Source organism: Streptomyces poriferorum, assembly GCF_019399235.1.
In the GTDB taxonomy this organism is placed as follows: domain Bacteria; phylum Actinomycetota; class Actinomycetes; order Streptomycetales; family Streptomycetaceae; genus Streptomyces; species Streptomyces poriferorum.
Genome location: NZ_JAELVH010000015.1, coordinates 25,412 through 44,881 on the forward strand (window position 1 = coordinate 25,412; position 19,470 = coordinate 44,881).

General features: G+C 71.8%; 13 protein-coding genes and 1 pseudogene. 6 read left to right on the plus strand and 8 right to left on the minus strand.

Features of this window, described 5'->3' with window-relative positions; translation table 11 throughout:
- Positions 1-113 precede the first annotated feature (113 nt).
- The 4 genes from JGS39_RS04640 to JGS39_RS04655 form a co-directional block, all read right to left on the minus strand.
- Positions 114-3,476 carry an ATP-binding protein gene (locus JGS39_RS04640; protein ID WP_219567422.1) on the minus strand — a complete coding sequence of 1,121 codons (3,363 nt, stop codon included), beginning with the start codon at positions 3,474-3,476 and terminating at the stop codon, positions 114-116.
- A 96-nt stretch (positions 3,477-3,572) separates the two neighbouring features.
- The gene (locus JGS39_RS04645) at positions 3,573-4,592 is read right to left on the minus strand and encodes a DUF389 domain-containing protein (protein ID WP_219567423.1); all 1,020 of its coding nucleotides are present in this window, start codon (positions 4,590-4,592) and stop codon (positions 3,573-3,575) included.
- Positions 4,593-4,677: 85 nt separating this feature from the next.
- The gene (locus tag JGS39_RS04650) at positions 4,678-6,573 is read right to left on the minus strand and encodes an alkyl/aryl-sulfatase (protein WP_219567424.1); all 1,896 of its coding nucleotides are present in this window, start codon (positions 6,571-6,573) and stop codon (positions 4,678-4,680) included.
- Positions 6,574-6,793: 220 nt separating this feature from the next.
- Positions 6,794-9,598 (minus strand): M4 family metallopeptidase, encoded by a 2,805-nt coding sequence (locus JGS39_RS04655; RefSeq protein WP_219567425.1) that lies wholly within the window; start codon positions 9,596-9,598, stop codon positions 6,794-6,796.
- Positions 9,599-9,800: 202 nt separating this feature from the next.
- Here JGS39_RS04655 and JGS39_RS04660 point away from each other — a divergent pair, with 202 nt between their 5' ends.
- The 4 genes from JGS39_RS04660 (at position 9,801) to JGS39_RS04675 (ending at position 15,437) form a co-directional block, all read left to right on the plus strand.
- A complete protein-coding gene (locus JGS39_RS04660) occupies positions 9,801-10,814 on the plus strand; it encodes a helix-turn-helix transcriptional regulator (RefSeq protein ID WP_219567426.1) in 1,014 nt (337 codons plus the stop codon).
- Positions 10,815-10,941: 127 nt separating this feature from the next.
- Complete coding sequence (locus JGS39_RS04665; RefSeq protein ID WP_219567427.1) at positions 10,942-11,496, plus strand: LemA family protein; 555 nt, start codon at positions 10,942-10,944, stop codon at positions 11,494-11,496.
- Positions 11,493-13,067 (plus strand): DUF2207 family protein, encoded by a 1,575-nt coding sequence (locus JGS39_RS04670; RefSeq protein ID WP_219567428.1) that lies wholly within the window; start codon positions 11,493-11,495, stop codon positions 13,065-13,067. The genes JGS39_RS04665 and JGS39_RS04670 overlap by 4 nt, the downstream gene beginning before the upstream one ends.
- A gap of 159 nt (positions 13,068-13,226) precedes the next feature.
- Positions 13,227-15,437, plus strand: coding sequence for a serine/threonine-protein kinase (locus JGS39_RS04675; RefSeq protein ID WP_219567429.1), 2,211 nt, complete (start codon positions 13,227-13,229; stop codon positions 15,435-15,437).
- 31 nt (positions 15,438-15,468) lie between these two features.
- On the opposite strand, the gene JGS39_RS04680 is transcribed toward JGS39_RS04675, so the two are convergent.
- Together JGS39_RS04680 and JGS39_RS40580 are read right to left on the minus strand one after the other, a co-directional pair.
- Complete coding sequence (locus JGS39_RS04680) at positions 15,469-15,756, minus strand: hypothetical protein (protein ID WP_219567430.1); 288 nt, start codon at positions 15,754-15,756, stop codon at positions 15,469-15,471.
- 97 nt (positions 15,757-15,853) lie between these two features.
- A pseudogene (locus JGS39_RS40580) lies at positions 15,854-16,031 on the minus strand (siderophore-interacting protein); the annotation flags it as partial.
- 97 nt (positions 16,032-16,128) lie between these two features.
- On the opposite strand from JGS39_RS40580, the gene JGS39_RS04685 reads away from it, so the two are divergent.
- Together JGS39_RS04685 and JGS39_RS04690 are read left to right on the plus strand one after the other, a co-directional pair.
- On the plus strand, positions 16,129-16,614 hold the full coding sequence (locus JGS39_RS04685; RefSeq protein ID WP_219567431.1) for a GNAT family N-acetyltransferase: 486 nt from the start codon (positions 16,129-16,131) through the stop codon (positions 16,612-16,614).
- A 4-nt stretch (positions 16,615-16,618) separates the two neighbouring features.
- Complete coding sequence (locus tag JGS39_RS04690; RefSeq protein ID WP_219567432.1) at positions 16,619-16,972, plus strand: VOC family protein; 354 nt, start codon at positions 16,619-16,621, stop codon at positions 16,970-16,972.
- A 14-nt stretch (positions 16,973-16,986) separates the two neighbouring features.
- Here the strand turns inward: JGS39_RS04690 and JGS39_RS04695 are convergent, their stop codons facing one another.
- Complete coding sequence (locus JGS39_RS04695) at positions 16,987-18,549, minus strand: mucoidy inhibitor MuiA family protein (protein ID WP_219567433.1); 1,563 nt, start codon at positions 18,547-18,549, stop codon at positions 16,987-16,989.
- Positions 18,550-18,557: 8 nt separating this feature from the next.
- The coding region (locus tag JGS39_RS04700; RefSeq protein WP_219567434.1) for a DUF4139 domain-containing protein at positions 18,558-19,470 on the minus strand (913 nt) is incomplete at its 5' end.

The following is a 19,470-nucleotide window of genomic DNA, read 5'->3' on the forward strand; positions in this document are numbered from 1 at the left end:
CTCCGGACACTAGACAGACGCCGTTACTCGGGCATTACAGTGCGCGGACGGCCATGGTCGGGCAACCACGGACAAGCAGGCCGCCCGTCAGCAGCGGATCCGGCGTGTGCCTTTCAGGCGTGGCCGGCATCGCGCAACAGCTCTCGCGCCCAGGCGGCCCGGCTCGTCCCGGCCGGGTAGGGAAGGCGCTCGGCCAACGACTCGGCCCGGGCCAGTTCCCCGGCCCCCTCGGCTTCCTCGGCGAGCACGGTCAAGGAGGCGCCGAGTGCGACCCGGGCCTCCACCTCGGCAAGATGCTCCCCGGTACGTTCCGCCCGCGACACCTCGGCCAGAGCGAGCTGCCGGGCGGATGCGGCACGGCCGGAGAGGAGTTCCCCCCAGGCCGCCAGTACGGGTGCCTCGTCGCCGAAACGGTCCAGGGTCCGCAGCACTGCCTCCGGACGCCCCATGTGCAGAGCGAGTTCCGCACGTGCGGTGCGCACCGCGTGGCTCGCCCGTCGGTCCCCGAGCGTGGTGGCGGCCGACTCGGCGCGATCCAGGAGGACCTCGGCGGCGGTCTCCTCGTTCATGGCCCACCGGGTGCGGGCCAGCGCCGCGAGCGCGTACGGAAGGCACCAGGCCTCGGCCGGTTCCGCTCCCGCGACCGCGGCCTCGGCGAGAGCGCGGGCCTGTTCGGGCTCTTCCAGGAGCAACCGGAGTTCCGCCAGGTTCGCCCGCTCGAAGGCGGCAGCTGCCGGGCCGCCGGACCGTTCGGCGAGGCCGAGGGCGCGCTCTCCCCGGTCGATCGCCTCGCGTAGTCGGCCGGCGCGACGGGCGTTCTCCCGCAGCATCGACAGGACCGATCCGAGCAGCGTCGGGTCTCCGTAGGCCTCGGCCGGTACCAACGCCCTGTCGCCCGCGGCGCGGGCCAGGTCGAAGTGGCCCGCGAGCCCCAGATTGCTCGCCTGAAGGACGAGGGCGCGGGCCTTCAGCCCGTGGCTGGAATGTCCCGGTACCTCGTCCGCCGCTGTCAGGGCGCGTTCGGCGGCGGCGCACCCGTCGTCGTAATGGCCCTGGGTACTGAGGATGACGGACAGCGTCAGGAAGTGACCCGCCGTCGGTTCGGGAGAGGTTTCCTCCGTCACGGGATGCTGCCGCAGAACGGCGAGGCCGGGTGCGGGGGAGCCGGTTCTGACCAGCATCTCCGCCAGCAGTGCCGCTGCGAGGACGCGGTTGTCGTGGTCGTCGAGCCGTTCGAACTCGGCCAGGGCCGGGCGCAGGGCGCCGACGGCCTGCTCGAAGTGGCCCATGCTGCGCAGTACCTGGGCGTGCGCGAGCCGGGCGCGTCCGGCGTCGACATCGAGCCGGGCTATCAGGTCCCGGTAGTAGCGGTCGGCCGTGTCGTTCGCGTACAGGGCCGCGGCCCGTTCCGCCGCCAGGCGCAGGTACTCGGCCGCGCGGACGTCGTCGGCGCGCGCGAAATGCGAGGCGAGTGTGTCGACGGCGTCGGGACGGCGCCGGCGCACGGCCTGCGCGAAGGCGCCGTGCAGGTGCCGGCGGCGGACGGCGGACAGCCGCTCGTAGCAGGTGAGGCGGACCAGCGGGTGCCGGAAGGCGATTCCTGTCTCGTGCCGTCCGGTCACGACGACGGTCCGTTCCTCGATGAGCGCGGCGCCGATGGCCTCGTCCAGAGCGGCGATCGCCGCGGCCCCGGAAAGCGGCGGGTGCAAGCCGTCGGCGGCCACATCGAGCAGCTCGGACAGGGCCGTCTCGGCACCGCCGACGGACAGCGCCTCCACCACGCGTCGCGTGTTCCCGTCGAGACGCGCGAGCTTCTCCGCCACCAATTGCCGCACCCCGTCCGGCGCCACGCCCTCGGGGCCGTCGCTGCCCAGGTTCCGGGCGAGTTCACCGGCGAACAGGGGGTTGCCCAGAGACAGTTCCCACACCCGGTCCCACCGCTCCGGGCCGTCCGTACCGGCCCCGGGAACCGAGGGTGCGACATCCCGCGCCACCGCCAGGCACGCTTCCCGGTCGAGGCGCTGGACGACCTCGTGCGCGACCTGCGGCTGTCGCAGCAGAGCCGTGAGATCCACGACCCGAGGACCGGACTCGGCCAGCTCCTCGGCCCGGTACGTCACCAGGACGCGCAACGGGAATCCCGGGCGCGAAGCGTGCCGTGCCAGATGGCTCAGCAGTTGGTACGAACCGGAGTCCGCGGCGTGCAGATCGTCCAGAACCAGCAGCACCGGCTGAACAGTGGCAAGTTCGGCGAGCAGGCCGGCCGTCGCGCCGAACAGCCGGTCGCGTTCCTCCTCGGGGCTGCGGTCACCGAAGGACCGTATCTGCCCCAGCGACGGAAGGAAGGCCGCCAGTTCCGGGAACTCCGAGCCCACACGGGCACGTTCGGCAACATCGCGCTCGGCCAGCCAGCCGTCGAGAGCCTCCGCGAAGGCACCGTAGGGCGTGTGCCCCTCCGCGTCGTGGCCGGCGCCCCAGAGCACGGCGGATCCGGAGGCGGCCGCGAGCCGCGCGGCCTCGGCCACCAGCCGGGTCTTTCCCACACCGGCCTCGCCGGTCAGTATCCGGACCGGCGGCCCCCCGGCGGTGAGCAGCTCGTGCAACAGCTCGTCCCTGCCCCGCAAGGGGGCCACGTCCGGGCTCTGCAGCGGTGCGGGCAGCGCCACCCGGGCCGGACCCGGCTTGCGTGTGGTGGCCAGGGCGACGCGGTGCAGGCGCTCCGTCTCCGGACCGGGCGGGACGCCCAGCTCGGCCGCGAGCGCCTCACGGCACAGGTGGTACTGGCCCACCGCCCGCCGTCGCAGACCCTGGCGTATGTAGGCGTCGATCAGGATCCGGTGCGCCGCCTCCTCGGCCGGGCTGGAACGCAGGACGTGTTCCGCCGTCGCCGTCGCCTCCTGCAGAGCGCCCCGCTCCAGGTGGGCCGAGGCCAGCCCCAGGTGCATCTCGTTCGTCAGGGCGGTGAGCCGTGCCCGCCGCGGTTCCGTCCACGACAGATACCGGTCCTCCGGCAGCAGCTCACCCGTGAACAGGGCCAGGGCCTCCTTCAGCGCGGCGGGGTCATGCGAGGCCAGCGCGGATTCGGCGGCCTCTTCGGCATGGTCGGTGTCGACCCATACGGTGGCCGGGTCGAGAGCGAGCATCGCCCCGTCCGACACGAGGTACGACGACGCGGCGCGCGGGGCGAGCTCGGGCTCCAGCGCGCGCCTCGCCGCATGCAGCGCGACGCGGAGATTGCCGGCGGCGGCGTGCGGATCGGTGTCCGGCCAGCAGAGGTCCATGATCTGCTCACGGTGCAGCCGGTGGCCGGGAGTGAGAGCGAGCAGCTTGACCAGTGCCTGGGCCGTCAGCCGCGGCCATCTGCCGGTCGGTTCGGGACAACCGTCACGCGATACGCGGAAACGGCCGAAAAGGTGCAGACGCAGCAAAGGGGCGACACGGTGACCGTTGGTGGGGGGTGTTTGCTGCGTGTTCATGGGGGCGCCACTGTAGCCGAGCACCCTGAGCCCGTAGGGCCCGGGGCGCCGTGCCGGACAGCGCCTCCGTAGGCTCGTGGGCCGCGTGAGCCCAGGTCAGCCGATGGCCGAGTCCCGCACGGTGCAGGTGTCGGTGTCCGCCGGGCACCAGTGGGTGCGGCCGCCCACCAGATGAAGTTCGAGATCCGCGTCCCGCATGCCGTTGCGGTCGAGGGCGGCTCGCAGCGCCGTGGGTGCCGGCTGGGGCGGCAGCCCGAGCACGCCGATGACCACGACGCCGTTGCGGCCCTCGACGGAGGCGATCTGCCATTTCCCGGTGGCGGCCCATCTCTCGGCGACCGGGCGGGCGTCGGCGGCCAGGGAGCGGTCCCTGGCCACGGTGATCGTCCCGGTGGTCAGCGGCACGGCGATCAGGAGCATGAGCCCCACCACGGCCGCCAGCGAACCACCGTGGAACCGGCCCACGGCGAAGCCCGACTCCTGCGCCACGCCCCTTACGCCGAAGACGAGGAAGACGATCGTGCCGGTCGCCACGATGGCCGCCACGTTCGTCGCGAACAGCAGCGTGGACTCTCCGGCGTCGTGATAGCGGCCCACCGTGAGCAGGAGCCCGGTCACGGCCAGCGGGGGCACCAGGGAGATGGCGATCGCCACACCCGGCAGCGTGTCCGAGATGTCCGCACGCACCAGCGCGAAGGCGCCCACGGTGCCGGTGGCCAGCGCGGCGAGCAGGTCGATCAGACGCGGGCTGATCCTGGACGTGACCTGGCTGTTGGAAGCGAACGAGTCCGGCGGGGCGGCGATCCAGCCCAGCAGCATGCCCACCGCCACCACGGCCAGCGCACCGCCCAGCACCAGCAGTACGCACCGCACCACCTGCGACCTGTCGGCCAGGACCAGCGCCAGGGCGCTGCCCAGGATCGGCGTCATCAGCGGAGCCACGATCATCGCCCCGATGACGGTTGCCGTCGAGTCGCCGACCACGCCCGCGCTCGCGATGACCGACGCCAGGACGAGCAGTCCCCAGAACCGGGTCGAGCCGGGGCTGCGCAGCCCCTTCTCGATGAAGAGCGCGTCGCTCATCCGGCGGAGAGTGGCGGCGTCGACGGATGCCATGGGCGTTCTCCTTGCCGAAAACAGCTCGGGGACCGGGCAGGCGCGGACCGGCCCATGCCGGTCCGCGCCGCCGTGGCCGGTCGGATCAGGGAGTGACGATGGTGAAGTCCGGGTCCGGGGGGCTGAGATGGCCGAGGAGTTCGGTGACCTTCGCCGCGTCCCCGGTGATCGTGGCGCGTCCCGGGAGTTCCGACGGGGGGAGGCTGCCCAGCAGGACGGCACGCAGCGCGGCCTCGTCCAGAGCAACCTCGACGTCGGGGGAGGAGACGGCCGGTCCGGTCCCGGCGATGTGGGTGAGCACGCCGTTGCGCAGCCGCAGGGTGACGGGCTCCCCGCCCGTCACGTTCCAGCGCACGCTGATGTCCGCGTCCCAGCTGCGAGGACCGTCGACCCGGATGGCCAGGGCGTCGAAGAGCTGGTCCAGCGACAGCGCGCGGAGGAAGTCCGCAGACGCCGTCGTGGTCGGCGACCCGACCGGGCCCCGGCGGAGTTCCAGAGCGCCCGTCAGGTAGAAGTTGCGCCAGGTGCCGTTCTCGCTGCCGTACCCCAGCTGCTCCAGCGCGTCCGCTTGGAGAGCGAGGGCCTCCGCGTGGGTCGGGTCGGCGAAGACGACGTGGTTCACGACCTGCGCGACCCAGCGGAAGTCGCCTTCGGCGAACGCGTCACGCGCCCGGCGCACCACCTCGTCGGCGCCCCCCATGAAGTCCACGTACCGCTTCGCCGCCTCGACGGGCGGGTGCTCCCACAGATGGGCCGGGTTCCCGTCGAACCAGCCCATGTAGCGCTGGTAGACGGCCTTGGTGTTGTGACTGACGGAGCCGTAGTAGCCGTGGGTGTGCCAGGCACGCTCCAGCTCCGGAGGCATCTCCATCGCCTCGGCGATCTCCAGGGGCGTCATGCCCTGGTTGATCATCCGCAGTGTCTGGTCGTGCAGGTAGGCGTACAGGTCGCGCTGTTCGGAGAGGAAGGCCTGCGCCTTGTCCCGCCCCCACACGGGCCAGTGGTGGGAGGCGAAGGCGACGTCGGTGGAGTCGCCGAACAGGGTGACCGCCTCGGTCAGATACATGGCCCAGACCCGCGGGTCGCGGACCTCCGCACCCCGGAGGGTCAGCAGGTTGTGCAGGTTGTGGGTCGCGTTCTCTGCGAGGCACAGTGCCGCATGGTCGGGGAAGTGGATGTTCAGCTCGGAGGGGGCCTCGGTGCCGGGGGTGAGCTGGAAGACCATGCGGATGCCGTCGACGGTCTCCGTCTGCCCGGTGCGGGTGATGTCGAGCGTCGGCGGGATCAGGCCGACCGATCCCGTCGAGGTCGTCTGCCCCAGCCCTGCACCGATCTGTCCCTGCGGGCCCTTGGGCAGGGCGGCCCCGTACATGTAGGCGGCGCGTCGGGCCATCGCCGTGCCCGCGTACACGTTCTCGCTGACCGCGTGCTCCAGGAAGCCCTCCGGCGCGATCACGGGCACGCCCCCGGCGACTTCCTCCTCGGTGAGCACGCCCTTCACCCCACCGAAGTGGTCGACATGGCTGTGCGTGTACAGCACGGCGGTGACCGGGCGGTCGCCGCGATGGCTTCGGTAGAGCGCGAGGGCCGCGGCGGCGGTCTCGGAGGAGATCAGCGGGTCGATCACCAGGACGCCGCGCTCGCCCTCGACGACCGTCATGTTCGACAGGTCGAATCCGCGGATCTGGTAGATGCCCTCCACGACCTCGAACAGTCCGTGGTCGGCGACCAGCCGGCTCTGCCGCCACAGGCTCGGATTGGCGGTGGGCGGGCAGTCCTGCGCCAGGAATCCATAGGCATCGAGATTCCAGACGGACGTGCCGTCGGCCGTACTGATCTCGCTGCTCTCCGCCGTTCCCATGAACCCGCGCCGGGCATCGTCCATGTCCTGGGTGTCATCGAACGGGAATCGGTTCAGAATCTCCTCGTTGGCCCGGCTGATGGAGGACTCAGCAGGCTTGGGATGCGTATTCCCGGTCATGGTGTGCTCCCTCGCGGCAGGGTGGGGCAGCCTGTCGGCAGCCCTGTCCGCCAGCCTTGCCGCAGCGTCACTCCCCTGCCAGCAGTGCTACGCCGAACGGATCAGGCGGCGACGCGGCCGGCGGCCGGCCGGGGGCGGCACACTCCGGGCGGAGCACATGAGGAGAGGCGGCCGGGCTCCCCAAAGCCGGCCGCCTCCCGTTCATGTGTTCCGGATCAGATCAGCAGCGGCCCGCCGGGCGGTCGCGCTTCACGAGGTTCGTGTAACCGGTGGTGCCGTCGAGCCACAGGACCCGCTGACCCTCGTCGGCCGTGCCGAACGCCTGCTCGCCACGGTTGCAGGACATGCGCTGCGGGCCGCCCTTGCCGTCGGGTGAGACCTGGTACAGCTTCGCCATCGTGTCGTTGGCCCACCACGTGGCCGGCGGGGTGGCCGTGATGCTGACCGCGTCGTCCGAGGCCGTCAGCGTGTAGGCGTAGAGGGAGCCTTCGCCCGCCTCCGGGGTGACGGTGACCGGGTTCGAGCCGTCGAGGTTCGCGCGGCGCACCGCGGCCTTGCCGGTGTCGGTGGCGTCGTCGTCCTCGATCCAGAAGACACCGTCGTCGGTGATCGCGGTCTGGCCGATGCCCATGACGCTGTCAGCGACGGGCATCTGCGTCTTGGCGCCGGTGGCTCCGTCGAAGACCTCGACGCCGACGTTGAAGTTGCCGTTCGCGTCAGGGGCCACCTTGGCGTAGGCGATCTTGCCGTCCTTGATGGAGGGCAGGCCCGAGATGTTGTAGGGACGGCCGCCGTCGACCAGGCCGACCTCGCCGGTCTTCATGTTGACATACCGGACGTTCGTGACCCCGAACTGCGGGTTGAAGGCGGTGTAGGCGACCCAGTCGCCGTCCACGACGAGGCTGGAGACGTCGCTGCCGATGCCGTCGACCATTTTGGCGAGGCCGCCCTTGACCGGGCGCGCCATGATCCTGATGCCCGTGCTGCTGTAGTCGGCCCACACCACCGTCTTGCCGTCGGTGTTCGCGTAGACGTTGTAGTCGCCGTTGTTGGCGCTCACCAGCTGCGGCTGGCCCTTGCCGGACGTGTTGCCCAGCCACACCGAGTACGGCTCGCTGCCGTCCTCGTTGGAGTTGGAGACGGCGTACTTGCCGCCGCCCGCGCCCACGCCGGTACCGGCGATGTTGACCTTGTTCAGGATCGTGTCGGTGTCGACGCCGAGGGCCTTCTCCCAGCCCGGGACGATGCCGTGCGCGTCGAACGACTTCTTCACGGTGTTCAGCTGGGCCTTGGTGACGCCCAGCTCCTTCGCGGCGGCGATGACCGCGGCGCGGCCCTCGGTGAAGCCGTCGAGGGGGGTCATGTACGCGGACAGGGCGCGGTAGACGATCTGGTCGGCGAGCTCGCCGCCGAGGTCCTGACGCATGTCCCACAGGGCGCCGGAGAAGATCGTGGAGTTGAGGTGCACCCCGCCGTTGTCACCGCCGTAGGTGGCGCCGATGAAGTTCTTCGACGTCGTGGCACCGTCGTTGAGGTCACGCAGGGCGCAGTCGCGCGGGCTGAGCGTGGTGCAGAGGTCCTCGCCGAGCAGACCGGCGTCCGGGTCGTCCATCGAGACGTGATTGGCCTCGAGGTCGATGGCGTTGCCGAAGTAGTCGGCGAGCGCCTCGTTCATGGCGCCGGACTGGCCCGCGTAGACCAGGTTCGCGGTGTGCTCGACGACGCCGTGCGTCATCTCGTGGCCGACGACGTCGGTGTCCGCGGAGAAGGTGCGGAAGTCACCGCCGCCCTGGCCGTACACCATCTTCTGGCCGTCCCAGAAGGCGTTGTTGTACGGCTGGCCGTTCTGCACCACTCCGACCAGGGAGTAGATGAACCCGTCGTTGCCGTCGAGGCCCTTCCGGTCGAAGTGACTCTTGTAGTAGTCGTAGACCTTGCCGGCCGCCCAGTGGGCGTCCACGGCGCCGGAGTTGGTGTACTCCTCGCCGAGTTCGGGCGTGGCGGGGCTGAACGGCTGGACGCCGGTGGGCCAGTTGCCGGACGCGCTGGAGACCTCGCGGCCGCGGGCGTCGTAGGTCACCAGCATGGGGCCCTCGTACGGGGAGTCCGCGGCGCGGCGACCGTAGTCCCTCATCTGGAGCGCGCCCTTGGTGTCCTTGTACAGGTTGAGCTCGACCTTCTCGCCGTTGTAGCGAGTGCCGGTGCCCTTGACCACGAGCTGGTCGGCGGCGGCGGTGGATGCCTCCGGGGCCTTGCCCGTCTCACCCGTCGCGGATGCGGTGGCGGAGGTCGCGCCGAACGTCTTGATGTCGCTGTACTGCATGACCGGGAAGCCGGAGTGCGCGTCGATGTATACCTGCTGCTTCACCGGCTGCCCGTCGACCGGGCTGATGCCGGTGACGGTGATCTGCCGGGTCAGTACACCGGTGCCCTGCGGGAGGATCGTGACGCCCTCGGCGGTGCCGGTGAGCGTCTGGGCCCCCGGCTTCTCGCCCTTGGCGGGGGCCTTGAGCAGGCCGCCCTTGCTCAGCTGCGAGCCGACCGCGCTGACGGCCCGCTCGATCGCCGTCTTCTCGGAGACCTTCGGGGCGACCGTGTCCAGCTTCAGCTGGGTGAAGAACTTGCCCGAGGTGCCGGTGACGGCTCGCTTGCCGGACTTCTTTTCCATCCGGACGACGTACTCGCCGCCCATGACCGTGACACCCTTGTACTTCTGCTGGAGGCGCACGGTCTCGCGCCCGCCCTCGGCCTGGGTGTCGACGACCTTCAGGTCCCCCGCCGGGTCGGCGATGTGGTAGCGGCTCTTCTTCGCCTTCAGGTGGCTGCGGGCGGCGTCGGCGGCGCTGCCGGTGGCGGCCACCGGCTCGTTCAGGTCGGTGACGAGCGAGGGAGTCTCGGTCTCCGCACCCGGCGTCACGTCGGACGAAGCGGACGCGGGGGCGGTGTCCGCGTGGGCGGCCGGTATCGCCGTCACCAACAGGCCCGCGGCGGCCAGCACCGCGGCGATGCCCTGGCCGACGATCATGCTGCCGGATCCCTGTCCTGCTCTGGCTGATCTCTTGCGCGATGAACTCCGCACGGTGCCCCTCCGGTGCCACTACTGCATGAACGGTTATCGGATACCGACATGCAAGTGCCGGAACAGGGGTGTGAACAATGCGTTCCGGGTGTGCACTTGTGGACGTCCACACTTGTGTGGCCTGCATTGACAGGTAAGAATTCGGCCAGTGGGGCTGACTGGGTGGGACACGCAATGGCAGGCGCTCGGGCTCGGAGCGGACGAACTCCGGGTGTACGAAGCGCTGCTCGACGCACGCGAAAACACCTCCCGTACCGCGCTCGCACAGTCCCTCGGACTGACCGTGCGCCGGGTCACGAGCGCGCTCGACCACCTGGCCGAGCACCACTTCACCCACCCGGCCCGAGGAACGGCAGGGCTGCCCGCCGCTGTGGCTCCCGCCACCGCGCTGCGTAACCTGATTCACCTTCGGCAGGCCGAACTCTTGCACAAGTCAGCTGAGTTGGAGGAGCTGACCGGATCCGTCGACCGGATCGCCGCCCAGCTGCTGAGCTCCGTGAACACCCCCCGGGCCTCCGGTATCGAGTCGGTCCGGGGCGGCGCGGCGATCGCCGCGCGGGTGGCCTCGCTCCTGGTGTCGGCGAGCGAAGAGGTGGCACTTCTGGACCGGCCGCCGTACGCGGCCAGTCAGCCGGACGGAATGCCCGCGCCCCTCGACGTGGCCGAACCCGTCCGGCGCGGGGTCCGGGTGCGCGTCGCGGTGGACCGGGAGGGGCTGAGCTTCCAGGGGCGCGCACGCGGCCTGGGCGATCTGGCCCTGCAGGGCGTCCAGATACGGGTGGGAACGGATCTGCCGACGAAACTGATCACCGTGGACCGGCGGGTGACGCTGCTGCCGCCGACCGACGCGGCGGACCCGACGGCCTCCGCGCTGGTGGTGACCGACTCACTCCTGAGCAACGCGCTGGTGCCCCTGTTCGAGGCGGTCTGGGAGCGGGCCGTTCCCATCGGCTCCGTCACGCACGACCGCATCACGGACGAGGACCGGGAACTGCTGACCATGCTCGCTTCCGGCCTGAAGGACGAGTCGATGGCCCGGCGCCTCGACATCCACGTGCACACGGTCCGCCGCCGCATCACCCGCCTGATGCAGGCCCTGAACGCGGAGACCCGGTTCCAGGCCGGGGTACAGGCCGCGCTACGGGGCTGGCTGACCGTGTGAAACAGGCCGGTCCAGGGGTTGTGAGCCCCCGGCCGCCCGGGCCTTGACGGCCGGAATATGATCACGTCGATCGGCCAGGGGGGCCAGATCCTTGAGGGCCTCTGGGGGCGACGCCGTGGGTGTCATCGTGGGTGCAATTGTTGCGGTATTGGTGGTCGTGGGCGTGTGGTGGGTCGTCAGGACCTACAACCGGCTCGTCCGGCTGCGGAATCAGACGCAGGCCTCGTGGGCGCAGATCGACGTGCAGCTGAAGCGGCGCCACGATCTGATACCGAATCTTGTCGAGGGGGCGCGCGGCTACGCCGCCCATGAGCGCGGAACCTTCGAAGCGGTCACCGCCGCGCGCGGGGCGGCCGTCAGCGGCGAGCTCGGGGTGACGGAGCGGGCGGCCGCCGAGGACGCGCTCACCGCGACGCTGGGGAAGCTGTTCGCGCTCGGTGAGAGTTATCCGGACCTCAAGGCCGACCAGCACTTCAGCACGGTGCAGGCCGAGCTGAGGTCGGCGGAGGACAAGATCGCGTACGCGCGGCAGTTCTACAACAGCGCCGTGCAGAGCTACCACACCGCCCTGGAGAGCTTCCCGGGGAACATCGTGGCCGGGCTGGGCGGAGCGCACGGAAAGCGGGAGTACTTCGAGGCCGCCGGTGCGCCGCAGGACCCGGTCCAGGTGAGATTCGCGTGACACACATCGAACAGCTCTACTGGGGCGGCGCCGCCCTGATCGTGCTCTGGCTCGTCGTCTTCGGCTTCTCACTGGCCGTCACCCGCAACGGCGTGGTCACACCGGGGCCCGCGACACAGGAACTCGGCGACGAACCCGAGTCGCCGGCCGTGGTCAGCCTGCTCGGCAACGGCTGGCGGGGCGTGGAGCACGCAGCCGCGGCCACCCTGCTGGACCTCGCGGCCCGCGGGCTCGTCGAGCTGCGGCAGCCGGGCGACGATCCGGCCCGCAGCAGCGTTCACGTCACCGAGGCCGGCCGGGCGGCGCCGATGCTGCTGTCCTACGAGCGGCGCGTACTGGACCGCGTCAGCGCCCGCGCGGTGAACGGCGCCGCGCCCATCGGGGCCATCGCCTTCCGCGACGTCAAGCGCGCCGCCGCGTGGAACGCCGAGCTGCGCAAGGAGATCATCGGCGAGGCCCGGCTGCGCGGCCTGTCCCGCTTCCGGTTCGCACCATGGCTCGTCAGCGCCCTGCTGTTCGGCGCGTTCGTGCCCGGTGCGCTGTTCACGGTGGCGGCGGTGATGGGGGGTCACAACGTGCGCGCCGCGCTCGCCGTCGGTGTGGCGCCGGCGCTCCCCCTGATGTTCCTGCTCGGCAAATCACTGGGGGAGCGGGCGACACCCAGGGGACTGGAACGCGCCGGGCACTGGGCCGGACTGCGGTCCTGGCTGACCGCGCACGAGGACTTCGCCCGGCTGCCGCCCGCGGCCGTCGCCGTCTGGGACCGCTACCTCGCGTACGGGACCGCGCTCGGCGTCACCACCCTCACCAGCCGGCTCCTCGGCTTCGACTCGGGAGACCGGCGACGTGTCTGGTCCTCGTACGGAGGGACCTGGCGACCGGTCCGGATCCGCTACCCGCGGCTGCGCCCCGGATTCGGCGGCTCGGCGGTCCACCTCCTGTACCTGGCGTCCGGGGCGGGCGTGGCCGCGGCGGGCCTCTGCGCCTTCGCGGTGCTGCGGCAGCCCGACTGGTCGGTCGGCATCGAGGCGCACAGCGAGGGCGCGTGGCGCCAGCCGGGACTCGTGCTGAGTGCCGGCTGGGTGGGCAGCGTGCTGCTCGGGCTCGTGGTGGCCGGCAAGTTCAGCCGTTGGACGCTGTTGGTGGGGTTCCTGGCGATGATGCCCGGCAACTTCGAGCGGGACGGCCACGGATGGTTCACCGATGCGGCGGCCCACGAGGGGCCTCTGCCCGGCGAGTTGGCGGCGATCGTGGTCGTCGGGGCGCTGGCCGTGTACTTCCTGGTACTCGCCTGTCTGGAGCGCCGGGAGCCCGACACGATCACCGGTGAGGTGCTGCGGATGGAGTCGCGCAAGGGGAAGGGGGCGGCCCGCTTCCTGGTCCTGGACGAGGGGGACACGGATCTGACGACCGCCTGGGCGCTGCCCGCGGCCTCCCAGGGCATCGCGACCGGCGCCCGGGTACGGCTCGGGGTCTCGCGGGGGACCCGCACCATCCGTTCCGCCGAACTGCTGAGGGCCGCGATGCCGGAGGGCGACCGGCTGAAGCCCGCAAAGCAGGACGCCTCCTGAGGAGGAGGCCGGGGCGCCCGGGGCATGCGAGCGCAGCTCCGGGCTCCCGGTTCCTCACCCGCTTTGCTCCGCCGTACCGCCCTGCGACTAGTTTGTGTGCAGGACGGATACGCATGCCCGTGGAGCCAGAGGTCCACGGGGGACGGGAGGACGGGAAGAGTGTCGCTGCGCGCAGGTGACCCGGCCGAGATCGGCGGCTATCCGCTCGAGGCGCGGCTCGGTTCGGGCGGCATGGGCACGGTCTTTCTGGCCCGTACGAGTTCGGGGCGGCCGGTCGCGATCAAGCTGATCCACCAGCAGTACGCGGGCGACGACGAGTTCCGCATCCGTTTCCGTCAGGAGGTGGCGGCGGCGAGGCGGGTGAGCGGCGCGTTCACCGCCGCCGTGGTCGACGCCGCCCCCGACGCCGAGCAGCCGTGGATGGCCACGACCTATATCGAGGGACACACGCTCGCCCAGTACATCGCGGAGCACGGCCCGCTGGACGGAGGGGAGCTGAGGAGGCTCGCCATCGGGCTGGCGGAGGCGCTCCGCGACATCCACCGGGCCGGGGTCGTCCACCGTGACCTGAAACCCTCGAACGTCGTGCTCTCGCCCGAGGGCCCGCGCGTCATCGACTTCGGCATCTCGCGCGCCGTGGACCAGCAGACGCTGACGATGACGGGGCGGGTCATCGGTACACCGCCCTTCATGTCGCCGGAGCAGTTGCAGGCGCCGCGTGGTGTAGGACCGCGGTCCGACGTCTTCTCGTTGGGGACCCTGCTGGTGTACGCGGCGACCGGTCACGGGCCCTTCGACTCGGACAGCCCGTACATGACGGCCTATCAGGTGGTCCACGAGGAACCCTCGCTGGACGCCGTGCCGGTGGCGTTGCGCGCGGTCGTCGAGCCGTGCCTGGACAAGGAACCCGAGGGGCGTCCCTCGGCGGACGAACTCCTCGTGCTGCTGCGGGACCTGCCGGGCGACCTCGGCGGGACCGGCGCGCACCGGGCGGGCGCAGGCCGCACCCGGGACATGAAGACCCAGCATCATCTCGCGACGCGGCCCACCCCGGACCCGACCGCCCCGGCCGGTTCCGGCAACGGCGGCACCGCCATCGGGCGCCGGCTGCGCAGCCGGTGGCGGCCCGTGCTCGCGGCGGCGGTCGCGGTGGCGGCGATCGGCGGGGGAGCCGCCGCGCTGAGGACGGGCGACTCCGGGGGGAACGGCAACAGCGTCGCGGCGCCGGGTGCCGCACTGCCGGACGGTTTCAAGCCGTGGCGCAGGACCGTGAGCGGCGGGGACGAGGACATTCCCGACGAACTGCGATGCGTCGCGCGCGGGGACGCGCTGTTCTGCGGGGGCGGCGGTGTCGTCGCGACCCGCATCAGTGCCGTGGACGGCTCGTCGCAGTGGACGGCGAAGAGCCCGGGGGTCCCCGTCCAGGGCATGCATCTGGTGGGCGTCACCGACGGTACGGTGCTCGGTTACCGCTTCGCCGCTCAGGACGCTCCGCAGGATCCTTCCACCGAGGTGGTGGCCCTCGACGCCGACAGCGGGCGGGAGCTGTGGTCCGTGCCGTCCGGCGCCCAGTCGACCGCGGTCACGGGCCGGACCCAGGACGCCGCCGTGATCGGCTCCGCCGTGGTGACAGTCGACGCCTCCAACTCCCGCTTCGAGGCCCGGGACGCGCACAGCGGTGAGGTCACCTGGACGACCTCGTTCCCCGGGGGTACGCAGTGTGCCCCCGTCCCGGTGGGCCCACGGCTGTTCGCGATGTGCGCGACGGGTACCGAGATCAACGCCTCGGAGGTGCGCCACCCCACCCTGTACGCGGTCGACCGCGCCTCGGGGACACTGGGCAGTCCCCTCGCGGTCGACGGCCCCGCCGTGCCGGTGGGCGTCGCCGGCGGCAGGCTCGTACTTCTCCAGGAGCACAGGGAGGGAACGGGAACGACCGGCTACGACGGGGTGGCGCGGGTCGACCCGGTCTCGCTGAAGGTGACGTACTCCCGGCTGGCCAGGACCTACGCGGGAACGCCAGGAATGGCGGACGGCACCGTGTACGTGAGCGGGCAGACCGGACTCGTCACGGCGCTCGACCCCGCGACAGGCCGGAAGAAGTGGTCCCGGCAGACGGGCGTGGAGGGTGCCGCGGGTCCTGCGGCGGGAGCCGGAGCACTGTACTTCAGCTCGGCATCCGGCCGGGTGGTCGCCCTGGCGCCGAAGGGCGGAAAGGTCCTGTGGACGACGAACCCGCGGGCCGACGGCCTGGCGGGTGAGCAGGGTGCGAGCCCGCGCGTCACCGTCGCGGGGCGTGCGGTGGTCGTGGCCGCGGCGAAGAACACGCTCTTCGCCTTCGACGCGCGGAATCCGCCCGAGGCGGGCTGACCTCAGGCGGGCGGGACGCGTCGGACGGGGCTCACCCGAGCCCGCGGTGGGCGGCCCACAACACCCCGGCTCGGCCGGCGGCGTCGGCGATCAGGGCCGCCAGTTCGGGGTCGTCGGGGACGGGGAAGGACACGTACGCGCCCCGGCCGCCGCCGGCCGGCCGGCCGTACGCCTTCGCGGCCAGGCGGCCGTCCGGGAGAAGCCGGACGTTGAGGGTGGTCAGCGTGAACGCCTCACCGCGCCGCGTGTCCGTCCAGCGGAGCGCCTGCGGGACCGTGACATTGATCGCCAGGGCGGTTACTTCCAGGTCGCTGCTCATGGGGGGCATGTTCTCACGCGAGCTTCCGCAGGCAGCCGACGGCGGCTTTCGCCGGCCCGCGGGGCCGCTCCGGGAAGCCCCGGAGCGGCCGACGCCGTACCACGAAGTCGAGGTGCAGCTCTCCCTGCTGAAGGGCCACCCGCCGGGTGTGCAGTCGCGGGTCAGCCGGTGTTCGGCCGGTGGCCACTCGATGCCGTGCGGCAACTGGGCAGCGCCGCGTGGACGTCTCCGTCGGCGGCCGGGATCAGCTTGATGTGGTCGTCGAACGGTCCTGCTCGTGAGCGAGTCCCGACAGAGTTCCTGGCCAGGGCCTGCCGGTCGGCATCATGGCTGGGGTGGGTCCGGAACACTGGTCGACGGGATGGGGAGTTGATGCATCACAGTGCTGCTGTCAACGGGGACCTGACGCGGCTCGTTCCGACGTCCGAGGACGACCTTCATCTGCTGGCCGGCTGGTTCGCCGACCCCGGCTTCGTGGAGCACTGGGGTGGGGTGCCGGTGTCGCGCGAGGAAGTGGCTGCCAAATACCTGGGGCGTCGCCGCCCGGAGGTCGAGTCGTTTCTCGTGCTCGCGCAGGGAGAGCCCGTGGGCTATGCGCAGTACTGGTACGCGGGCGCTGCCGAAGGCGGTCTCGACCTGGTGCTGGTCGCCGGCGCACGCGGCCGCGGCCTGGGACCGGACGCGGCCCGTGCGCTCACGAACCATGTGTGTGGAATCCTGGAGTGGCAGCGGGTGACGGTTGATCCGGAAGTGACGAACGTCCGTGCCGTGCGCGCCTGGGAGAAGGCGGGCTTCCGGCGCGTGGCGAGCGAGGGGGAAGCCCTCCTGCTGGAGTACCGCCCGGTGGAAGGAGGCTGACGGCATGGCGAACCGATGGGCCGGAGTGACGGTCGACTGCGTCGACGTGGCACGGGTGGCGGGATTCTGGAGCGCGCTGCTGGACCGCCCGCAGGGGCCGTCCGAGCCGGGCTGGATCTACCTCGGCCACCGCGACGACCCGCAGCCCCGCCTCGTCTTCCAGCCGGTGGCCGAGCCGAAACGGGGCAAGGTACGCCTCCACCTGGACATCGCGGTCGACGACATCGAGGAGGGCATGGCTCAGGTCGTCGCCCTCGGCGGCAGGTTCACCGGCGAGCGGCACGAGTACGACGAGGGCGTGGTCGTCGTCATGACCGATCCCGAGGACCACGAATTCTGCATGGCCCAGTACTACTGACCCGTCGCCCGGCGTCAGAGACCGCTGACCTTGCCGCTCGCCGACAACTCGTACACCAGCGTGACCGTGCGACGGCCGCCCGGCGGGAGTGCGACGTCCCAGCGGGCGATGCCCTCGGCGTCGACCGTGTCCGGCGCCGGGGAGCACGCGTTCTTGTGCAGGCGTACCTCCACCGCCGAGACCTCGGAGACGGGGATGCGTTCCCGGACGGCCACCACCCGGTCGCCGTGCTCGCCTGGGGCGGAGAACCGGGACAGGTGGAGCCGGACCGTACGGGTGACCACCGTCCGCTGGGTGAGCCCCGCGACGTCGCGGGACTCCTCGGTGTCCCGGACCACCCGGTAGTCGTCGCAGCTGCCGAAGGCCAGCTCGACGGGCGAGCCCGGGGCGGTGAAGTCCAGCGTGCCGCGGCCGCTGAAACCGCTGCCGCGGACGAGGTCCACGGGCCCGGCGAGCAGCGCGTGGCCGGACCGGTTGTCGAACCGCACCACTTGGGTGACCAGGGGGGACAACTCCGGTGAGCATGCGTACTCGCTCGGTGCGGCCGCGGTGAAGGAGGACAGTCGCACCCGGTGGGCGGCGCCGTCACCGGGGATCGACACCGGTGACGGGGCTCTGAGTACCCGCGCCTCGCCGCCGTCGTCCACGCCGGGCAGGCCGAGCACCGCCGCCGGTCCGAGCGTCCCGATCTCCTCCTCGCGCAGTTCGACCTCGACCGTGCGGCGCTCCGCGGCGGAGCGGTCCTTGAGCGTCAGCCGGTCCTCGTCCAGCCGGGGCGGATCGGTGGCCAGGGCCGAACGCGCCGTCGACAGGGTCAGCCGTACACCGGACCAGTCCTCACCGGTGCGCTGCCAGACCATCGCGTCGGTCTCCAGCGTCAGGCCGTCCCCGTCGAGCACCGCCCGGTAGGCGGGCCGCCACAGGGCGCACGGGGTGAGATGGCTCAGACGCAGCCCGACGGGACCGGCTGCGGCCGTCCTCACGGTCAGCTCGATGTGGCCGACCAGCTCGGCCGGTTCGTCCTCCGACAGATGCAGCGCCCGCTGGACGTCCGAGAGTTCGGCGGCGAGGGCGGTCAGCCGGGCCTGTGCGGAACGGAGTTGCTCGGCGTGTCCGTCGCGCTCGGCGTCCACCCGGTCCAGCTCGCGGGTCCATCGGGCCCGCTCCGTCTCCCCGAATCCCGCGCCTTCGCCGATCTCCCGCAGCAGGTCGGCAGCGAGGCGCCCGAGCAGGTCGAGGCGGGTGTTCAGCCGGTCGCGTCGCTGTCCCAGCTCCCGCTGCTCCTCTTCGAGGGTGTGCACGCGGTGGCGCAGCGCGGAGTCGTCGTCCGTGGGCGGCGACGGCTCGCGCGGCGTCCAGTCGCGGACGATCCGCACGTCGAGCACGGTCGCGGGGTGACCGGAGGTCAGCTCGGCATGGAGCGTCCGGTCGACGGCCAGCGCGCTGACCGGCCCGAGACGCAGCCGCTGGACCCCGGCCTCCAGGTCGAGCACGGTGGAGCGCTCGATGTGGGCACGGTCCTCCAGGCACGTGACGGCGGTGACAGGGAGAGCGATCGGCTTCGGGGCCGTGGACATGAGGTGTGTCAGCTCCTGCGGTTTCCGCCGGCCAGGGCCTTGCCGGTCGGGATACGGATTTCGTAGCCGCCGTCGAGAGCGGCGGTGGCGCCGGCGGGCAGGTCCATTCGCCAGACCCGGGTGCCCGGCGCGTGGCTGTCGGGGCCTTCGCCCTCCTCGGGCACCGTCCAGTCGGCCCGCTCCTCGATCCTGACGTCCGGTTCGGAGGAGACCGGAACGCGCTCGAGCACTTCCACGGTGACGTGCCGCGACAGCCGGTTGCTCAGCTCCACGTGGACGCGGTGGTCGAGCACCGTGGTGTTGTTGCGCAGGCCCGCGGTCGACTCGTGCACGTTCGTACGCCGCGTCACCCGGATTCCCTCGGCCGGCCCGAGCCCGACTCGGCGCTCACCGCCCGGTGCCAGCGTGGGCAGCGCGGCGGTCAGCAGGAACTCGTCGTCGACGACGACCTCCACGGGTCCGGCCAGCAGGGCCTGGTCGGTGGCGTTGGAGAGGGCCAGCGTGGCGTACACGACCGGCTCCACGGAGGGCACGCAGAGGTACTCGGTGCGCAGGCCGACCGGGATCTCGCCGACCGTGACGGTGTGCCAGGTGCCGTCCGACGGGACATCGGCGCGTGCGGCGGCATCGAAACGGTGGTCGAAGGAACCCGCCGACTCGCGGGGACGCACGGCCTGCCCGGGCAGCGGCAGCATGGCCGCCGCCTCGGCGCGGCGGCGGTACTCGACCGCCACCGGATCGGAGGGGGAGCCGGGGAACAGCCGGCCGCGGCGACCGCCCTGCTCGTCGGGGCCGGCCAGCGTCAGGGCGGCGTAGTCGAGTTCGACGCTGCTCGGCTCCGGCGGACCGGCCACCGGCATCGGAGGGGGCGGCGGCGCGGCCATGCCGGGCGCCGGGGGCGCCATGGCGGCGCCGCCGCCC

Coding starts and splice junctions, on each gene's coding strand:
- JGS39_RS04640 (WP_219567422.1), bottom strand. CDS start 3,476: ATGAACACGCAGCAAACACCCCCCACCAACGGTCACCGTGTCGCCCCT.
- JGS39_RS04645 (WP_219567423.1), bottom strand. CDS start 4,592: ATGGCATCCGTCGACGCCGCCACTCTCCGCCGGATGAGCGACGCGCTC.
- JGS39_RS04650 (WP_219567424.1), bottom strand. CDS start 6,573: ATGACCGGGAATACGCATCCCAAGCCTGCTGAGTCCTCCATCAGCCGG.
- JGS39_RS04655 (WP_219567425.1), bottom strand. CDS start 9,598: ATGATCGTCGGCCAGGGCATCGCCGCGGTGCTGGCCGCCGCGGGCCTG.
- JGS39_RS04680 (WP_219567430.1), bottom strand. CDS start 15,756: ATGAGCAGCGACCTGGAAGTAACCGCCCTGGCGATCAATGTCACGGTC.
- JGS39_RS04685 (WP_219567431.1), top strand. CDS start 16,129: ATGCATCACAGTGCTGCTGTCAACGGGGACCTGACGCGGCTCGTTCCG.
- JGS39_RS04690 (WP_219567432.1), top strand. CDS start 16,619: ATGGCGAACCGATGGGCCGGAGTGACGGTCGACTGCGTCGACGTGGCA.
- JGS39_RS04695 (WP_219567433.1), bottom strand. CDS start 18,549: ATGTCCACGGCCCCGAAGCCGATCGCTCTCCCTGTCACCGCCGTCACG.